Annotated in this window: 19 protein-coding genes and 1 pseudogene; 11 read left to right on the top strand and 9 right to left on the bottom strand. The window is 67.5% G+C overall.

Annotation, left to right across the window (positions count from 1 at the left end; genetic code table 11):
• Positions 1–73 precede the first annotated feature (73 nt).
• From ACTXG6_RS30800 to ACTXG6_RS30790, 3 genes are all read left to right on the top strand, one after another.
• On the top strand, positions 74–454 hold the full coding sequence (locus ACTXG6_RS30800) for an ABC transporter substrate-binding protein (RefSeq protein WP_445182910.1): 381 nt from the start codon (positions 74–76) through the stop codon (positions 452–454).
• A 146-nt stretch (positions 455–600) separates the two neighbouring features.
• Positions 601–1632: a hypothetical protein gene (locus ACTXG6_RS30795; RefSeq protein ID WP_445182909.1), complete on the top strand. Its 1032-nt coding sequence runs from the start codon at positions 601–603 to the stop codon at positions 1630–1632.
• Positions 1633–1641: 9 nt separating this feature from the next.
• Positions 1642–1929, top strand: coding sequence for an adenine deaminase C-terminal domain-containing protein (locus ACTXG6_RS30790; RefSeq protein ID WP_445182908.1), 288 nt, complete (start codon positions 1642–1644; stop codon positions 1927–1929).
• 95 nt (positions 1930–2024) lie between these two features.
• Here the strand turns inward: ACTXG6_RS30790 and ACTXG6_RS30785 are convergent, their stop codons facing one another.
• Positions 2025–2288 carry a hypothetical protein gene (locus tag ACTXG6_RS30785; RefSeq protein ID WP_445182907.1) on the bottom strand — a complete coding sequence of 88 codons (264 nt, stop codon included), beginning with the start codon at positions 2286–2288 and terminating at the stop codon, positions 2025–2027.
• A 379-nt stretch (positions 2289–2667) separates the two neighbouring features.
• Entirely contained in the window at positions 2668–3204 is a 537-nt protein-coding gene (locus ACTXG6_RS30780; protein WP_445182906.1) for a hypothetical protein, read from the bottom strand.
• Here ACTXG6_RS30780 and ACTXG6_RS30775 point away from each other — a divergent pair.
• The 4 genes from ACTXG6_RS30775 (at position 3089) to ACTXG6_RS30760 (ending at position 5116) form a co-directional block, all read left to right on the top strand.
• Positions 3089–3712, top strand: a complete 624-nt coding sequence (locus ACTXG6_RS30775; protein WP_445182905.1) for an amino acid permease — start codon at positions 3089–3091, stop codon at positions 3710–3712. The two genes, ACTXG6_RS30780 and ACTXG6_RS30775, sit on opposite strands and share 116 nt — an antisense overlap.
• 119 nt (positions 3713–3831) lie before the next feature.
• Complete coding sequence (locus ACTXG6_RS30770) at positions 3832–4170, top strand: histone-like nucleoid-structuring protein Lsr2 (protein ID WP_445182904.1); 339 nt, start codon at positions 3832–3834, stop codon at positions 4168–4170.
• An 85-nt stretch (positions 4171–4255) separates the two neighbouring features.
• Entirely contained in the window at positions 4256–4792 is a 537-nt protein-coding gene (locus ACTXG6_RS30765) for an AAA family ATPase (RefSeq protein WP_445182903.1), read from the top strand.
• A gap of 54 nt (positions 4793–4846) precedes the next feature.
• A complete protein-coding gene (locus ACTXG6_RS30760) occupies positions 4847–5116 on the top strand; it encodes a hypothetical protein (RefSeq protein ID WP_445182902.1) in 270 nt (89 codons plus the stop codon).
• Between the two features lie 1171 nt (positions 5117–6287).
• Here the strand turns inward: ACTXG6_RS30760 and ACTXG6_RS30755 are convergent.
• Complete coding sequence (locus ACTXG6_RS30755) at positions 6288–6908, bottom strand: TetR/AcrR family transcriptional regulator (RefSeq protein ID WP_445182901.1); 621 nt, start codon at positions 6906–6908, stop codon at positions 6288–6290.
• Between the two features lie 69 nt (positions 6909–6977).
• Between ACTXG6_RS30755 and ACTXG6_RS30750 the strand changes: the two genes are divergently transcribed.
• Complete coding sequence (locus ACTXG6_RS30750) at positions 6978–7868, top strand: haloalkane dehalogenase (protein WP_445182900.1); 891 nt, start codon at positions 6978–6980, stop codon at positions 7866–7868.
• 17 nt (positions 7869–7885) lie between these two features.
• On the opposite strand, the gene ACTXG6_RS30745 is transcribed toward ACTXG6_RS30750, so the two are convergent.
• The gene (locus tag ACTXG6_RS30745) at positions 7886–9541 is read right to left on the bottom strand and encodes an acyl-CoA dehydrogenase family protein (protein WP_445182899.1); all 1656 of its coding nucleotides are present in this window, start codon (positions 9539–9541) and stop codon (positions 7886–7888) included.
• Positions 9538–10212, bottom strand: coding sequence for a TetR/AcrR family transcriptional regulator (locus ACTXG6_RS30740; RefSeq protein WP_445182898.1), 675 nt, complete (start codon positions 10210–10212; stop codon positions 9538–9540). Before ACTXG6_RS30740 ends, ACTXG6_RS30745 begins: the two co-directional genes overlap by 4 nt.
• A 249-nt stretch (positions 10213–10461) precedes the next feature.
• On the opposite strand from ACTXG6_RS30740, the gene ACTXG6_RS30735 reads away from it, so the two are divergent.
• Positions 10462–11946 (top strand): DUF222 domain-containing protein, encoded by a 1485-nt coding sequence (locus ACTXG6_RS30735; RefSeq protein WP_445182897.1) that lies wholly within the window; start codon positions 10462–10464, stop codon positions 11944–11946.
• Here ACTXG6_RS30735 and ACTXG6_RS30730 read toward each other — a convergent pair.
• The 4 genes from ACTXG6_RS30730 to ACTXG6_RS30715 all read right to left on the bottom strand — a co-directional run bounded on the left by ACTXG6_RS30730 (position 11882) and on the right by ACTXG6_RS30715 (position 14230).
• Positions 11882–12241 carry an excisionase gene (locus ACTXG6_RS30730; protein WP_445182896.1) on the bottom strand — a complete coding sequence of 120 codons (360 nt, stop codon included), beginning with the start codon at positions 12239–12241 and terminating at the stop codon, positions 11882–11884. The two genes, ACTXG6_RS30735 and ACTXG6_RS30730, sit on opposite strands and share 65 nt — an antisense overlap.
• Positions 12242–12255: 14 nt before the next feature.
• Positions 12256–12768 (bottom strand): Chromate resistance protein ChrB, encoded by a 513-nt coding sequence (locus ACTXG6_RS30725; RefSeq protein ID WP_445182895.1) that lies wholly within the window; start codon positions 12766–12768, stop codon positions 12256–12258.
• Positions 12769–12881: 113 nt separating this feature from the next.
• The gene (locus ACTXG6_RS30720) at positions 12882–13316 is read right to left on the bottom strand and encodes a MarR family winged helix-turn-helix transcriptional regulator (protein ID WP_445182894.1); all 435 of its coding nucleotides are present in this window, start codon (positions 13314–13316) and stop codon (positions 12882–12884) included.
• A gap of 119 nt (positions 13317–13435) precedes the next feature.
• Positions 13436–14230: an efflux RND transporter periplasmic adaptor subunit gene (locus ACTXG6_RS30715; RefSeq protein ID WP_445182893.1), complete on the bottom strand. Its 795-nt coding sequence runs from the start codon at positions 14228–14230 to the stop codon at positions 13436–13438.
• 201 nt (positions 14231–14431) lie between these two features.
• Here ACTXG6_RS30715 and ACTXG6_RS30710 point away from each other — a divergent pair.
• Together ACTXG6_RS30710 and ACTXG6_RS30705 are read left to right on the top strand one after the other, a co-directional pair.
• A pseudogene (locus tag ACTXG6_RS30710) lies at positions 14432–14952 on the top strand (ABC transporter permease).
• A gap of 47 nt (positions 14953–14999) precedes the next feature.
• The gene (locus tag ACTXG6_RS30705) at positions 15000–15764 is read left to right on the top strand and encodes a FadR/GntR family transcriptional regulator (RefSeq protein WP_445182892.1); all 765 of its coding nucleotides are present in this window, start codon (positions 15000–15002) and stop codon (positions 15762–15764) included.
• The last annotated feature ends 17 nt before the right edge of the window (positions 15765–15781 follow it).

The following is a 15781-nucleotide window of genomic DNA, read 5'->3' as shown; positions in this document are numbered from 1 at the left end:
TCCGATAACGCGGTGTAATTGCGCAACAGTACGTTACTCAATCGACACCGGAGCGGTCCCGGCAAAACGTACGGTGGACTCATTCTCCACAGTGATGGGTCTGTCCAACGAGCCGGACAAGCTCGACCCGACAACGTCGACCTCGCTGTACACGCGGTACGTGATGACCTCGATCTGCGAGAAGCTCTACGACCTGGACGCGAGCGGAGCCATCGTCCCGCAGCTCGCCGCCGGGCTGCCGACGATCTCCCCGGACGGCCTGACCGTAACGCTCGGGGTCCGCACCGGCATCCGGTTCGCCGACGGCACCCCGTTCGACGCGGCGGCCGTACGCACCAGCCTGCAGCGGCACCTGACCTTCAAGAGCTCCGCGCGCCGCAGCGAGATGGGCTCGATCACCGCCATCGAGGCCCCCGACGCCGTCCGCGAGGCCTCCGACCGTCAGCTCACATGAGCGGAGTCACAGGTTGACATTGTGCCGAACGGCGTAACGTTGGCGTGGCCCATTTGGTGTACTGATCTCACAAGAAGCAGCCGCTCGACTACAGAAAGTGATCTAGCTCCTGATCTGACTCGACGGTGGCGAGAGGCAACATGCCAATGCGAACTGCGACAGCGAGCGCGCAGCGGGACATCGGCGGTCAGGACCTGGCTGAGGTCCTTCGACTGGGTCCGTTCGCCCCGGCGCTGCGTGCGGCCATCGCGGCCCGCGGCCTGGGCCTGGACCGCATCCGGGACCGGCTCCGGCAACACGGAATCACGATCAGCATCGCCACCCTGAGCTACTGGCAGTCCGGCCATCGCCACCCCGAGCGTCCGGAATCGCTGCGCGCCCTGAAAGTCATCGAGGGCATCCTTGAACTGCCCGCCGACTCGCTGAGCGCGTTGTTGGGCTCGTCGACCCGGCGCGACAGCCGGGCCAGCGCCGAGCGGCTCCCCGAGATCACCGACCTGTGGACCGACAATCCCAACTTCGCCGACCTGTTGTCGGACCTGCCCACCACGTCAGACACGTCGCTCCGCCGGCTCAACCAGCGCGACCGGGTCACGGTTGGTCCTGACGGCCTGATTCGCTCCACGCTCTGTTCACAGACGATGCGCGCGGAGCAGGACGGTGTCGACCGGTGCCTGTTCGCCTTCGGTTACAACGGCCGTGCGGGCAGACACCAGCCGATCGTGACGAACCTCCGCAACTGCGAGCCCGGCCGGGTAGCCGGCAACGCGGCTCAGGGGCTCATCGCCGGCGAACTCGTGTTCGAACGCGCCCTGCGCAGGGGCGAGACCATCCGGATCGAGTACCAGATCTACAGTCCGCCGGATGCCGGGGACCCGGCCCAGCGGACCGAGTCCATCTCCCGCTGTTTCCTGCGCCCCATCCCGCTGTACCTGGTCGAGCTGTGCTTCGACGGGCATGCCCTGCCGAGGCGATGCCAGCAGTTCAAGGGCAGGATCAGCGATGGCGGTCCGACGATGACACGGAACCTGGAGATGGGGATAGCCAACACCGTGTGGGCGGTCGGCCGAAATTTCGGACCCGGATACTTCGGCATCCATTGGGATCGAGCGCTGCCTGATCCCTCGTCGGACCCGGTTGTCGACTGGTCGAGCCACTGGTCGTGCAACGTCATCTAGTGTCCTGGCGTGCTGAACGGTTCGGTCGATGTGCACCAACGCCTGTGGCCGAGCCAGTTGGTCGCCGCCCTGCGGGCCCGGTGTGAGCCGCCCCGGGTTGGCGGCTGGACGCTGCACCTGGCCGGTGAGCCGGCCGCTCAGAGCATCCGCGAAGCACTGCGTAGTTGGGGCTGGGTCCACCTGAACCCGTTCATGAGCGTGTCCGCGCTGACGCTGCCGGTCTCACCGAGCTTGAAGATCACCGATCTCTCGCTGGTCGACGTCGTGCGCAGGGCACCGGTCCCGAGCACCCTGTGACGTGCGGGACGCTGCGGGATCTCTGCCCCGGACGCGGCAGTGTCCCGGCAACCACCCCAATCCGGCCGCCGGGACACTAGCAACTCTGAGTGTCCTCAGAGGTGGTTGTTGTTCGCCACGCTCGGGCAGACGCCCGCGGGTCGAGCGGCCTGCGCGCCGAGGACGTTGGTCGTGGCGTCCTGAGCGCCGACGTTGCCACCCACCAGCTGGTGTCCCTTGTTGCTCTGGTGGATGCTGTCGTTCGACGTGCAGTTGGTGCTGCCGCTGCCGTCTCCAGCTTCGTGAGCACTGGCGATGCCGACTCCACAGAGCATGGCAACGGAAGCTGCCGAGGAAACGATGATCATCTTCTTCAGCATGCGCTTCTCCCTTCGGTGAATTAGCTCCGTCGGTCCAGTGCCGGCCGCGGAGGGCTTACGGGTGATCAACGTGACTGGTGCGGTCAAAGTAACGCAAGTGAAGAATGACTACTCGATCGACAAATAATGGCCCGTCGCCGGGCGGCGATGTGCCTGTCGCGGGATACAGGGGGTGATCAGGAGGCTCGGGGGAGAGGCGGGTTGGCCTTAAACCACTGGTCCGGGTCAACCTCGTGTTCGGAGAGTAATCGTCAATTGCTCGCCGCTGTCGTTCGTGACCCGGTTGAATAAGATGAGAAATCTAGGTTGAACCGTCGTGTCGTTTGGGGTTCTCGGCGGGCATAGAGCTAAAATTTTCGGCCGAGTTCACAGAACCGCATCAGACAGCGGGGAAGCGCCGGGAAATGTCGTCGAGGTGCTCGCTGGAAACAGCAAGGGCCGCCGCACGTGGGCTGATGCCGTGCCGCTCGGCGTGCTCGAACATCTGCTCGCTCAGCGCCCCGATCCGCGCGCTGATCCTGGCGAAGGACTCTGCCGCGCTCCCGTCGATGTCGCCGAACAGCACCCACCACCACCATGCGTTGGTCGCCGAGTTCGCCACGAAGTCGGGGGAGATGACGATCCCTCGCTCCCGCAGCGCGTCCTCGGCGTCCCGGGTGACCGGCATGTTGGCCGGCTCCACGATCACCGAGGCGGCCACCCGGTGCTGGTTGCCGGCGTCGATGCCATAGGACGCGGCCGCCGGGACCAGCACGTCGGCGGGCACCGCGAGCCACTGCTCGCCGGGCAGCGCGGTGTCCGTGGCGCGAAGCTGGGTGCGATCCAACTCGCCGCCGGGCCCCCGGGTCATCGACCTCGGCGTCGGTGTCAGCTTCTTCGGCTCCAGCCTGGGCATCATGGCCGGTACGACTCGCACCCTCTACACGCTTGCGCGGGACGCGGTCCTGCCGCGTGCGTTCGCTCGGGTGCACCGCACGCGCCGAACCCCGACGACCGCCGTCGCGGTTCTCGCCGTCATCTATCTGGTCCTCAGCATGGGTGGCGTGCTAGTCACCAGCGCGGAACACTCCTATGGCCTGCTCGGAACGCTCGCGGGGTACCTGCTCGTCGCGGCGTACGGCATCGCCACCGTGGTTGCCGGGGCCTATGCGGTCCGCACCCGGTCACTCGGGGTAGGAGTGGTGACCGCGGTGCTCCTGGGCGTCGCCGGTGTGACACGTCCGCCCCCTCCCGTGCCGGCAGTCCGGCTTCGGCCAGGTCGTACCGAACCTGCCGTTCGAATAGCGCGCGGAACTTCGGCGCGGTCACGGCCGTTGTGCTGTCTGTGTGAGCGGTGCGGCGTCGGGATTGGTGCGGGCTCGGAATGGGATTCGGTTGCGTCTCGTCGATGGGCGGGGCTGTGCGCCCTGATCGGGTTGTCGTGAGCTGAGAAGATTCGACAAGCTCCGGAATTCTGGGTAGCGTCCCGAACAGGATTCGCGTTCTTGCCGAATCGAAGTGTGTGCGGATGTTTCGCCCCGGGTCGCTTGTGGAGGATCGCCAAATGGCGCAGAAGGTTACGGTTTCGCTGGTTGACGATCTGTCTGGCTCGCAGGCGGATGAGACAGTCACGTTTGGGTTGGATGGCAAGTCCTACGAGATCGACCTCTCGAGCACTAATGCCGGCAAGCTGCGGGATGCGCTTGCCAACTACGTGGGCGCGGCGCGCAAGGCTGGGCGGACGAGCCACTCTAACGGAGTCGCTGTTCCGGTGCGTGCCGCCTCGGTGGATCGGGAGCAGAACCAGGCGATTCGGGAGTGGGCGCGCAAGCGTGGCATGAAGGTCTCCGACCGCGGTCGTATTCCGTCGGACGTGACCGAGGCCTATCACCAGGAGAAGTGACCGTATCGAGAAGCGACCGCGTCCCTTCGCTGACCAGCGGAAACCGTCGGCCGAACCAAGCGTGCGGTGCCCCGGGCAGGATGTCATGCTGGGCTGGTGGGGTGGGCCGGTGATCGTGTGGTTGAACGGGACGTTCGGGGCGGGTAAGACGACCACCGCCGGTGAACTGGTCGAGTTGCTCGCGGGAGCGCGGCTGTTCGATGCTGAAGAGGTCGGTTACCTGCTGCGGCGTATTCCGAACCTGCCCGCGGTGGGGAATTTCCAGCATTGGCCGCCGTGGCGCGGGCTCGTGGTGGAAACGGCGCGTCAGGTCCTCGATTACGTGGGTGGCACCTTGGTGATCCCGCAGACCGTCCTGGTACGGCGGTACTGGGTGGAGATCCGTGACGGGCTCGCCGCGGCAGACATCCCGACCCGTCATTTCCTGTTGCATGCGGACCGGGAGACGTTGGTGCACAGAATTGAGCGGGACACGCCCGGCAACCGCCGTTGGCGTCTTCAACACTTGCGCGACTATCGAGTGGCGTTGTCGTGGCTGCGCGAGCACGCTGAGGTAGTCGACACCACTGACGTGACACCTCGTGACGTCGCTCGAGCGATCGCGGTAAGAGTAGCCGCGTGATCGGTTTTGGCATGAGCCGGCGGTGCGGGTTGAGAGATTGAAGGTTCGATTCTGTTGATCAAGGTACGAGTGCATGCGTCGACCATCAGGTTTGGTGACCGACTCATCGGTGATGCGGGTGAGGCGGCCCAGATCGTCGTGCAGGTCAGTTCCCGGGGCGGTGAGGTGAGGTTGTCGCACGGGGCAGCGGTGACCCGGCTGATCGGCGACCCGTTGGTGTGGGTGCTGCGCGGCGGGCCACGTGTTGTCGAGGAGGAGCTACCCCACACGGTCTGGCGGCCGAGCGGCCCGCGGCGTACCCAGCCGTGGGAAGGCGCGGAGTAGATCCTCGTGCGGTGCGCGCCTCGAGGTGCGCACCGGTAACGTGCGGCGCGCGGCCACAAGACACGCCGCGCTAGGAGCGTCCTGAACGATGCATGCTCTGCTGCGCGGCGCCCAGTCGGCGCCTCGCGGCGTCGTCGTCGCGGCCGATACAACAGCGGTATCGGCCACTCCGAGAACGACACAAGCCTTGCGACGCATCCAACTGGATCACCGCTCGCGACGAGCGGCATCATTCAGGACCCTCCTAGTCCTGCTCGCTGGTCGCGATCCGCTCAAGGCCGACCGCCCGCGGCAGGTCCAGCCGCGCCGCGGTGTCTCCACCGGAGGGCTGGCCCTACCCGAGCCCTAGGGACAGCGCGCTACGGTCCGGGGGTGGCCCCCATCGCTTCGGCGCCGCCGCGGTGACACGGTTCTCCTCGCGTTAGTTCTGATTCTCGAACAATCATCGGGAGTGGCCGGGCGCGCGGTCAGCAGTCGAATTTTTGGACGCCGACCTTCTTCAGGCCACCCTGCTCCGGCCAAGGGACAGGTAAGCAAATGAACCGTATGCGGGAAATTTCCGAGCGCGTTGATACGTCTGCCGAGCCGGTGAGCGCCGGGACGAGGCGTTGCCGCTTCGGCGTGGCCGTGGCGCTCGGTGCCGCGACCTTGATGCTCGCCCTCTCGAGCTGCGCTCACTCGCCGCCGGCACCGACGACATCAGCGTCAGCTTCATCGTCGCAGTTCAGTGGATCAATCGCGGCCGCACCGGCGCCCCCGCACAAACCCAGGCCGCACCTCACTGGCCAGATCACTGCCCAAAGTGGTCCAAATTGGACCATAAAATCAAAAAAGGGAAAGATCTACACCGTAGTGATTACCGATAAAACGAAATTCGGCACCAAGGAGCACCCGGCGAACCGTGGCCAGTTCACCGTTGGAACGATCGCCCGAGTAACCGGTCACAGATCGGGTAGCACGATCACCGCGGCTCGGGTCACCCTTCCCTTGGTGCGCCCCGGCTCGACTGCTCCTCCCGGCGAATTGCCGCCGGCCGCGGTTGCCGGCAGTGCTGTTGTCCCACCGAAGTAGTGGGAACGGCCGCGGCCGGGCCAGCGGTGTCTAGGACTCGAACTGGGTGAGCGACAGGCCGTGCACCGCGACCGCGTCAGATCGTTCGGGGCGAGCGATCCTAAGGCAGTCCGCCGTGGGCCAGGGTGCGCGCGGCGGCGAGCAGGTCGTGGGTCTCGGTAGCCGGGGCGCGGGCGACCACGAGCAGGTTGAAGGCGACCACGATCGGCACCAGCGCGTCGGCCCGCCGGTCCACCGCGTCAGCCGGGACCTCGCCGAGGCCGGACGCGCGGGAGAGCGCCGCGTGCAGGCCCCGGTGCAGTTGGTTGCGGTAGCGCGCGGTCCGTGCCGCCACCTCGGCCGGCGGATCCCGGAACTCGGCGATCGTGTTGACGGCAAGACATCCCCAGGGGTGGGCGCTCTCGACCGCGGCGGCGAGGCGGTCCAGGAACGCATCGATGTCGGCGAGACCGTCGGCGCCGCGCGCGAGCGGCCCGAGCATGTAGCCGTCCAGCACGGTGTCCGAGTAGTGGTCGAGCGCGGCGACGAGCAGGTCGAGCTTCGGGCCGTACGCGTTGTACAGGCTGGAGGTGGACAGCCCGGTGGCAGCGGAGATGTCCGGCACCGACACCCGGCTGTAGCCGTTGCGCCAGAACAGCCGCATGGCCGCGCCGAGCACAACAGCCTCGTCGAAGGCCCTCGGGCGCCCAGGCTTACGTCGAGATATTTCTGAGTCGGTCATTGCAGAATCCTGGCCAAGTTTTGTAATCTCCATGTCACATTAGGCTCAGACTAGTTCACGGAGGCAACGATGAGTGCCGGAGAGTGGCGGGCGTCGAAGCGGTACACGCAGGTCCTGGGGCGCCGGATGGCCTACGTCGAACAGGGCAGCGGTGCCCCGATCGTCTTCCTGCACGGCAACCCGACGTCGTCGTTCCTGTGGCGCTCGGTGCTGCCGGACCTGTCGTCGCTCGGGCGGTGCATCGCGCCGGACCTGATCGGGATGGGCGACTCGGACAAGCTCCCGGCCGACGACCCGGCGCGCTACACCTTCGTGCGGCACCGCGAGTTCCTGGACGCGTTGTTGGATGCGCTCGGCGTGACGGGCGAGGTCACCTTGGTGGTGCACGACTGGGGCAGTGCGCTCGGTTTCGACTGGGCGAGGCGGCATCCGGACAGGGTGCGCGGAATCGTCTACATGGAGGCGATCGTGGCGCCGTACGCCGACTGGGATGCCTGGCCGGACGCCGCACGGCCGATGTTCCAGAGCCTGCGTTCGCCGGACGGCGAGCAGCTGATCCTGGAGCGCAACATGTTCGTCGAGCGAATCCTGCCCGGGTCGGTGCTGCGCGCGCTGAGCGAGGACGAACTCGACGAGTACCGCCGGCCGTTCGCCGCGCCCGGCGAGGACCGGCTCCCCACGCTGGTCTGGCCGCGACAGATACCGATCGGCGGCGAGCCTCCTGAGGTCGTCGAGGTGTGCGCGGCGTACGCGGACTGGCTCGCCCACACGCCGGGGCTGCCCAAGCTGTTCGTCAACGCCGAGCCCGGCGCCATCCTGACCGGTGCCCAGCGCGAGTTCTGCCGCACCTGGCCGGACCAGACCGAGATCACCGTCAGCGGCGTGCACTTCGTACAGGAGGACTCCGGCAAGGAGATCGGTTCGGCCATCGCGGGCTGGCTCTCCGGTAGCGGCCACTGATCTCGGCTCCGCGCTCCCTAGTGCAGGCGTGCGTAGTCGACGATGGTGGCGACGTCGGCCCCCGACGGGAGGGTCCCGAAGGTCGGCGCCCAGTCCCCGCCGAGGCGGGAGGCGCAGAACGCGTCGGCGAGGGCGGCGGGCGCATGGCGGACCAGCTGGGCACCAGCCACGGTGAGCGCGATCATCGTGGTCAGCCGCCGTCCCGACGGGTCGGGGTGGGCGGCGAGCCGTTCGAGGTCGACCAGTGCCCGGTCCAGATGCCGGTTCTGGCCGCCGGCCAGGCGGACCTCGTCGAGCAGCGGCTCGAGCGCCTTGGGCTCGCGGGATAGCACTCGCCGCACGTCGAGCACCATCATGTTGGCGGTGCCCTCCCAGATGCTGTTCAGCGGCGCCTCGCGGTAGTAGCGCGCCATCGGGTGTTCCTCGATGTAGCCGTTGCCGCCGATGCACTCCATGGCCTCCTCGACCACGATCGGCGCGCGCTTGCAGTTCCAGTACTTGCCCACCGGGGTCAATAGCCGCGCCAGCAGCCGCTCGGACTCGTCGTCGCTGTCCGCGGTCCGGGCGACCCGGAACCCCAGATGCGCGGCGGCGGCCCACTCCAGCGCCAGGTCGGCCAGCACACCGGTCATGGTCGGCAGGTCGGTCAGACGCGATCCGAACGCAACACGCTGGTCGGTATGGCTGAGCGCCTGCGACAGGGCCGCGCGGATCAGCCCGGCGGAGCCGACCGCGAAGTCGAGCCGGGTGTAGTCCGAGGAGGTCAGGATGGTGCGGATGCCCCGGCCCTCGTCGCCGACCAGGATCGCGTGGGCGTCGTGGTACTCGATCTCGGCTGAGGCGTTGGCTCGGTTGCCGCACTTGTCCTTGAGTCGTTGCAGGTGGAAGCCGTTCGGGGTGCCGTCCGGCCGCCAGCGCGGCACGAAGAAGCAGCTCACGCCGGCCTGGGTCTGCGCGACGGTGAAGAACCCGTCGCTCATCGGCGCCGAGCAGAACCACTTGTGACCCTCCAGCAGGTACGGCCGGCCCGGTCCGCGCCCGGCGACCGGCCGGGCGATGGTGCGGTTGGCGCGCAGATCCGACCCGCCCTGTTTCTCGGTCATCGCATAGCCGATGGTCCCGGCCCGCTTCTCACCGATCGGCGCGTAGGCCCCGTCGTAGTCGAGCACGGCTGCGCGCGCGGCGAACTCGGCCAGCTCGGGGGTGTCGCGCAGGATCGGCACCGCCGCGTAGGTCATCCCGGTCGGGCAGGCCGTCGCGCCGTCGACCTGGTTCCACAGGTAGGACTGCACCGCGCGGGCCAGGTGCGCGCCGGACTCGGACGTGTCCCAGGACAATCCGGCCACACCGGCGCGGAACGCGGTACTCATCAGCGTGTGGTAGCTGGGGTGGAAGTCGACCACGTCCAGGCGGGTGCCGAGCCGGTCGTGGGTACGCAGCTCGGGCAGATGCCGGTGGGCGTCCCGAGCGGCGCCGAGGATCTCCGGGCTCCACACCTTCGCGCCGAGGTCCTCGGCAACCGGGCGCGCCCACGGTGCGTGGGTGTCCAGCACGCCTGATGCGATGGCGTCGCCGGTGAACGCGTTGACGCCGGTGAGGTCGGCGACCTGGTTGAACTCCGCTGACGTCGACGTTGCCGGACCCGCCGGGATCATCGGGACGGGGTGGGTCATGTTCGTCCTTTCTGAGCGGGTGCCGGCGGTGTCGATGCCGGGCGCGGGGGAGTGGTCGGGTCGGTGGCCGCCCGCGAGGTGGTGGTGACGGCCCCGATGGCCGCCTGGCAGAACCGGCCGATCTCGGCGGGCAGGTCTGCCCGGTGCCGCTCGACCTCGCTGGCTTCGGCGAGCGGAGCGACCAGGGCCTCGAGCATGGCACCGACGATCGCGGCCCCCCGCGAACGGGAGTCCTGCTCTCCGATCTCGCCGGCCGCGATGCCTTCCTCGATCAGACCGGTGAAGGCTTCGGCGAGGTCGGCCCGGGCCTGGAGCCGGACCTGGTCCACCTCGCGGTCCATCGGCTCGGCGATCACCGCGTAGGACAGGCCCTGGCCCCGCAGCGCCCGGTCGGTGAAGGCGGCGACGGCGTCACCGACCCGCTCGGCCGCGCCGCGGTCGGTCTCGGCGGCGATCGCGTGGACCACCGCGAGCTCGCGCTCGCACACCGAGCGGAGCATCTCGGCGAACAGCGCCGCCTTCGACGGGAAGTGGCGATATACCGAGCCGGTGGCGACGTCGGCCAGCTGGGCGACCACCGCGACCTGGGCAGCGGCGAACCCCTGTTCCGCGACCACTGTGCGGGCCGCATCCAGAATCCGGCGCCGGGTGTCGGCCAGTCGTGCCGCCACCCGGGGGCTGACGCCGCGTCGGGGTTGAGCATGAATCACGGTTCATGAGTGAATCAGAGTTCATCTTTGCCGTCAAGCAGTCAACGGCGTGGCTGCGTTGGGGTACGTGGTTCGGGGTGGCTGCCGTATGTGCTCTGTCGGGAGCCAGCCGGGCTCGAATGACTTCGTCGCTTTGTGCGGCTGGGCGCCGTTTGAAGGATGCTTTGGACGGGACAGCAGTCAGTTAGGTCGTCGGGAGCCTGACCATTTTTGCTTGAGTCGGGGACTCGCGTCGGGGACGTCCGGCGAGGTTCGCAAAAAATCATGAAATCTTTTTTCGGGGGCCGGCGGTATCGACCCAAGAATGTCGGACCCCTTCGACATAATTGCTGTATGTCGGAGAGTTCGATTGTTACGGCGCGGCGGGTGGTCATGGACTCCATGGCCGCGCTGCGCGCACTCGAACGCACCGGTGATGCGGAGTGTCGGATTGATGGGTTGAAGAGTTACCAGGTTTTGCGGCGCCAATGTGAGTACGACTCGTTGATGTTGGTTGCCGGGTTGGATCGGGATGGGGAGTTTCTCGAGCGGGGGACGTGCTCGAGGAATGCGGTCAGCGATCTGCTCGGGGTGAGTTCGCGGGACGGGCGGCGGATGGTCGCGGTCGCGTCCAGTGTGTTTCCGACGCGGTCGTTGGTGGGTGAGGTGTTGGAGCCTCGGTTGCCGGCGACGGCGATGGCGTTGGGTGCGCTGGAGATTGATCTGGCGCATGCTGAGGTGATCGAGTCGGTGCTGGCTACGGATGCCGCGCGGCGGATCACGGTGGAGCAGTGGGTGGCAGCGGAGGTGTTGTTCGCCGACTGGGCGCGGCAGTACAGCCCGGAGTTGTTGGCTCGCAAGGCCCGCGAGGAACTGGACCTGCTCGATCAGGATGGTGCGCCGCCCGGTGAGGACGATCCGCAGGTCAACGAGCTGCACCTGGCCAAGTCCCGCCACGGTGTCGGCGGGAAGATCAAGGGCCAGTTGGACTCGGCGACGTATGAGACGGTGGCCCGGGCGATCGGGGCGATCCTCAAACCGGCCGCCGACGAGAACAAGTCCCTCGGCCAGCGTCAGGCCGATGCGCTCGGGGAGATCTGCGCGCACACCCTCGACGAAGGCCGGCTACCCGCACAGGGCGGCGAGCGTCCGCATGTCGCGATCACGATGGGCTTGGAAGCGCTGAAGGCCGGGTTGCGCGGGGCGAACCTCGAGCTCGGCGGGCACATCGGGCCGGGTGAGGTACGCCGGCTCAGCTGCGACGCCCAGATCACCCCGATCGTGCTCGGGGCGAACAGTGAGCCGCTGGATGTGGGGCGGGAGAAACGGTGCGCCACGTTGGCGCAGCGGCGGGCGGTCGCGGTTCGGGATGGTGGTTGTGCCCATCCGGGGTGTGATCGGCCTCCGAGTTCCTGCGAGGTGCATCATATTGTTCACTGGGTTCACCATGGTGAGACAAAGCTCGACAATTTGGTGATGTTGTGTTGGACGCATCATCGGATGGTGCACCAGTCCGACTGGGAAGTCCGCATGCACGACGGACTCCCCGAATTCATCCCACCAAAATGGATCGAATACTCCCAAACGCCCCGCCGAAAACCGCGACTTATTCACCAGTTCCAGGCAGATGACACGGTGCTGCTCGCGCCGGTCACTTCCGCTCCAGCGCCGCGAGCCGCAGCTGAAGCTGGTCAACCCGGTGCCGTAGCAGAGTGACCTGGGCTTCCAGGCTGACTTCTCGTTCCGCCCTGCGCTGAATGCGCGGTGACGTGGCGGCGCGCTCGATCACCGCGTCCAGCTGGACCAGGCGCTGCGGCCCGTTCGGCCGTCCACCAGCCGGGACTGGATCTCGCCGTTGCGGTCCCAGGACCGTAGGGCCGAGCGGGAACGCCGGTCTCGGCTTCCGCTTGGCCAGCGTGATCCAGGGTGTCTCGTCCAGCTGCTCGAACAGCTCCAGCTCATTCTGCCAGCGCGCGAGCCGGTCCTCCCAGTCCGACGGTGTCTCGATCACAGCTTCACGCGTCACTATCCCGACACGGGGGTGGCAGGCGCCGCCGCGCTGGTCCGCGCGGGTCCACTTGCCAACAGCGGGCGGATCGGAGTGCGTTGCAGGCCGGCGGCGAGCCGGGTGAGGACCACGCGCACCACCAGCCAGCCGGCGAGGCTCACCCCGACGCCCAGCACCAGCCCGGCGACTGTGTCGTGCGGGTAGTGAACACCCAGGTACAGCCGGGAGAACGCGATCAGCAACGCGGCGAGAACCCCGACCCACGCCAGCAGCCGGCGGCTCACCAACAGCAGTCCGACCACAAGCCGGGCGGCGTCGGTCTCGCCGCGCCCGGTCGCCTCGAGTACCACGACCTCGCCCGCACCGCGCTGGGCCAGCTCGATCACCCGCGTGATGCCCTCGGCGAAGACCGGCACGTCCGGCGCCAGCCACGACCCCTGTCCCAGGGATACCGCTCCGATTCGCCGCAACTCCCGCCACACCGCCACCCGGTGCCGCGATGGCGTAGCGGGGATCCGCACCACCAACACAACCCACCTGCCGGCGCCGCCACGCGAGAGTAGCCGCCGTTACATAGTCAGCAGTAACGCAACTGAGCTTTGGCCGAGTTGTCGGGTCGTCGACGTGTACCGTGCCAGCCGCGTCAGTCGTTGACGATCTTGTTGATGATAGGGACCGCGGCGGCGAGGGTGGCGCGTTCGTCGTCGGTGAGCTCGACGAGATGGGCGGCTAGCCACTGCTGGGACTCGGCGTCGGTCGCGGCGAGCAGTTCGGTGCCTGACGGAGTGAGCTGCAGGAGAAGTTGGCGCCGATCGTCGGGATGGACCTGCCGGGAGATGAGCTTGGCCGACTGCAGGGAAGCGATCAGCCTGGTTACCGTAGGTGGCTGGACCCCTTCGTAGATCGCCAGCTCGCGGGGAGTCATGGCGCCATGCCGGTACAGGCAGCTCAGCGCGGAGAACTGAACGCTGGACAAGGTGTCGGGCGTATGTTCCGCCCGCAGACGGCGCAGTAACCGGAGCGCTGAAATGCGCAGCTGACCAGCGAGATTCGAGCCGAGCTCGGGCGCGGTCCGCATCCGGTCAACCTACCTTAAGAGTCGGGGTTGGTTCCGCTTGCGTTTGGTCGCCGATCCGCGTCCGCCGTTGCCGGCTGGCGCGAAGAGATGACGCATAGTGAGCTGAACGCATCGGCGGGTCAGTTTTTGTGGATGTGCACGGTGACGTTCATGCCGGGGGAGAGGGCGGCGCCGCCGGTGTTGGTGAATTCGATCTTGACTGGGATGTATTGGTCGACTTTTTGGGGATTGCTGGGGTCGGTGTCGGGGCTGGGGAAGAAGCTGAATGGTCCGGCGGCGGAGTTTTGGATTTCTTCGACGATGCCGGTGACGGGGGTGTGGGGGAAGGCGTCGATGGAGATGTCGACGGGTTGGCCGGGGTGGACGTCTTTGATGTCGGTTTCGGCGACGCGGGCGGTGACGTAGATGTCGTTGAAGTTGTAGGCGGTGGCGAGTTCGGTGCCGCTGTTGACGACTTCGCCGTTGACGGAGTTGTTGACCGCGACGGTGCCGTTGCCGGGGGATTTGATGGGGTGTTGGGGTTGGGGGCCGGCGCCGATGCCTTTGATCATGCCGAGGATTTGGTTGGTGTGGACGGTGGAGCCGTCGGTGATGGTCCAGTGGGTGATGGTGCCGGTGGCGGGTGCGTTGATGTCGACTTTGTCGCCGTCGACCTGGGCGTTGTCGGTGGAGACGTATTTGCTGGTGTCGAGGAAGTAGGTGCCGGAGAAGGCGGCGGTTTCGAGCAGGCTGACCACGGCGATGGCGGTGAGGGCGATTTTGGTGGAGCGGCGCCAGCGGGTGGGGGGTCGTGGGGTCGGGGTGGTGCTGGCCGGTTCGCGTCGGGGAGCGGTGAGCACCGCGCCGTTCGAGCCGTGGCTGTTGGACCCGGAGTCACCCGGGCCTCCGTTGGGTATGGCGCTTGGGCCTTCCACCTTCGGCCTCCTGCCCCGACCTGCGCGCGGTGACCTGGCTGGTCCTCGGCAGATCTAGTTAGTGAACATAACGAACAATAGTCCTCGCGCTCATGCCGGGCACGTCCCGCAGCTGTGATCTGAGCCGCGCGGAAACCGCGACCGGCACACCGGTCAGGCGGATCTCGGATCCTCGGTGCCTCCGGCGCTATCGATCTGTCCGTGGGCTCGGTGGTGGCGCTGGTGGTCGGAGCGCTGGTCGGGGTCTTCAACGGGACCGTGGTGGCGTACACGCGGATTCCCTCGTTTGTGGTCACGCTCGGGATGTTGGCGATGGCCAGCGGCCTCGCGCTCGGGATCACCCAGGGCCAGACGATCAGCGGATTCCCCCAGGGTCTCCTCGCGATCGGAGCCGCACGAAGATCCTCATCTTCACGGTCGCGTCCACCCTCGCGGCGTGCGCGGCGTGCGCGGCGATCGTCGAGACGGCCCGGCTGACCGTCGGGCAGCCCTCGGCGGGCGCGGGCTACGAGCTCGCCGCGATCGGTGCGGTCGTCATCGGCGGGGCCAGCCTGTTCGGCGGTGAGGGGTCGATCCTCGGCACGGTGCTGGGCACCACGCTGCTGGGGCTGATTCTCAACGGCCTGATCCTGCTCGGGATCTCGGCGTACTGGCAGCAGGTGTCCAGTGGTGCGGTGATCATCCTGGCCGTTGCGCTGAACCTGCCGGTGAGGCACCGGTAGTCTCGTCGGCCTAAACATCTATACGTCTGACGTCTGATGGAGGAACTGTGCGGCGACCGTTGGCGGACGACCTGGCCGAGCGGATCCTCGACGACGTGCTCGCCGGCCGCTACGCCGCCGGGGCCGCGTTGCCGAGTGAGTCGGAGCTGGCCGAGGAGGCGGGTCTCTCCCGCCTGACCGTCCGGGAGGCCGTCAAGACGCTCCGGTCGAAGGGGGTGCTGCGCGTCGTGCAGGGGCGGGGCACCTACGTCGCGCCGACCGAGGAGTGGTCGGTGCTCGACCCCACGCTGCTGATCGCCCGCTCCGCCGCGCAGGCCGACTCACTGCTGATGCCGCTGAAGTTCATCGAGGCCCGCAGGCTGGTCGAGGTGGGCGTCGCCGAGTTGGCCGCCACCCGCCGCAGCGAGAAGGACGTCGGCAAGCTCGAGGACTCACTCGCGGAGATGCGCAGGGCGTCGCGAGTCAAGGACGTCGGCGGGTTCGTACAGGCTGACATCGCGTTCCACCAGATCATCCTGGACGCGGCGGACAACGCGTTCGTCGCGGCGATCTTCGACCCGCTCGCCCAGATCCTGCGGCTCACCCGCTACCAGACCTCGGCGCACGCACCGGTGCGCCGCCACGCCATCGCCCACCACGACAACATCCTCAAGGCCATCACCACCGGCGACCCGACGGCGGCCAGGCAGGCCATGCACGCACACATCGTCCAGACCGAGAACGACATGGTGAAGTACGTCCGCGATCCCGCCGCGGCCCTCACCGACCTGCGCGGCAGCGACCTGCGCGGCGTCCCGCACGACAGCGTCTGACACCGAAGGAGAAACTG

This window comes from Pseudonocardia sp. Cha107L01 (assembly GCF_052566575.1).
This window is presented reverse-complemented; position numbering and strand designations above follow the sequence as displayed.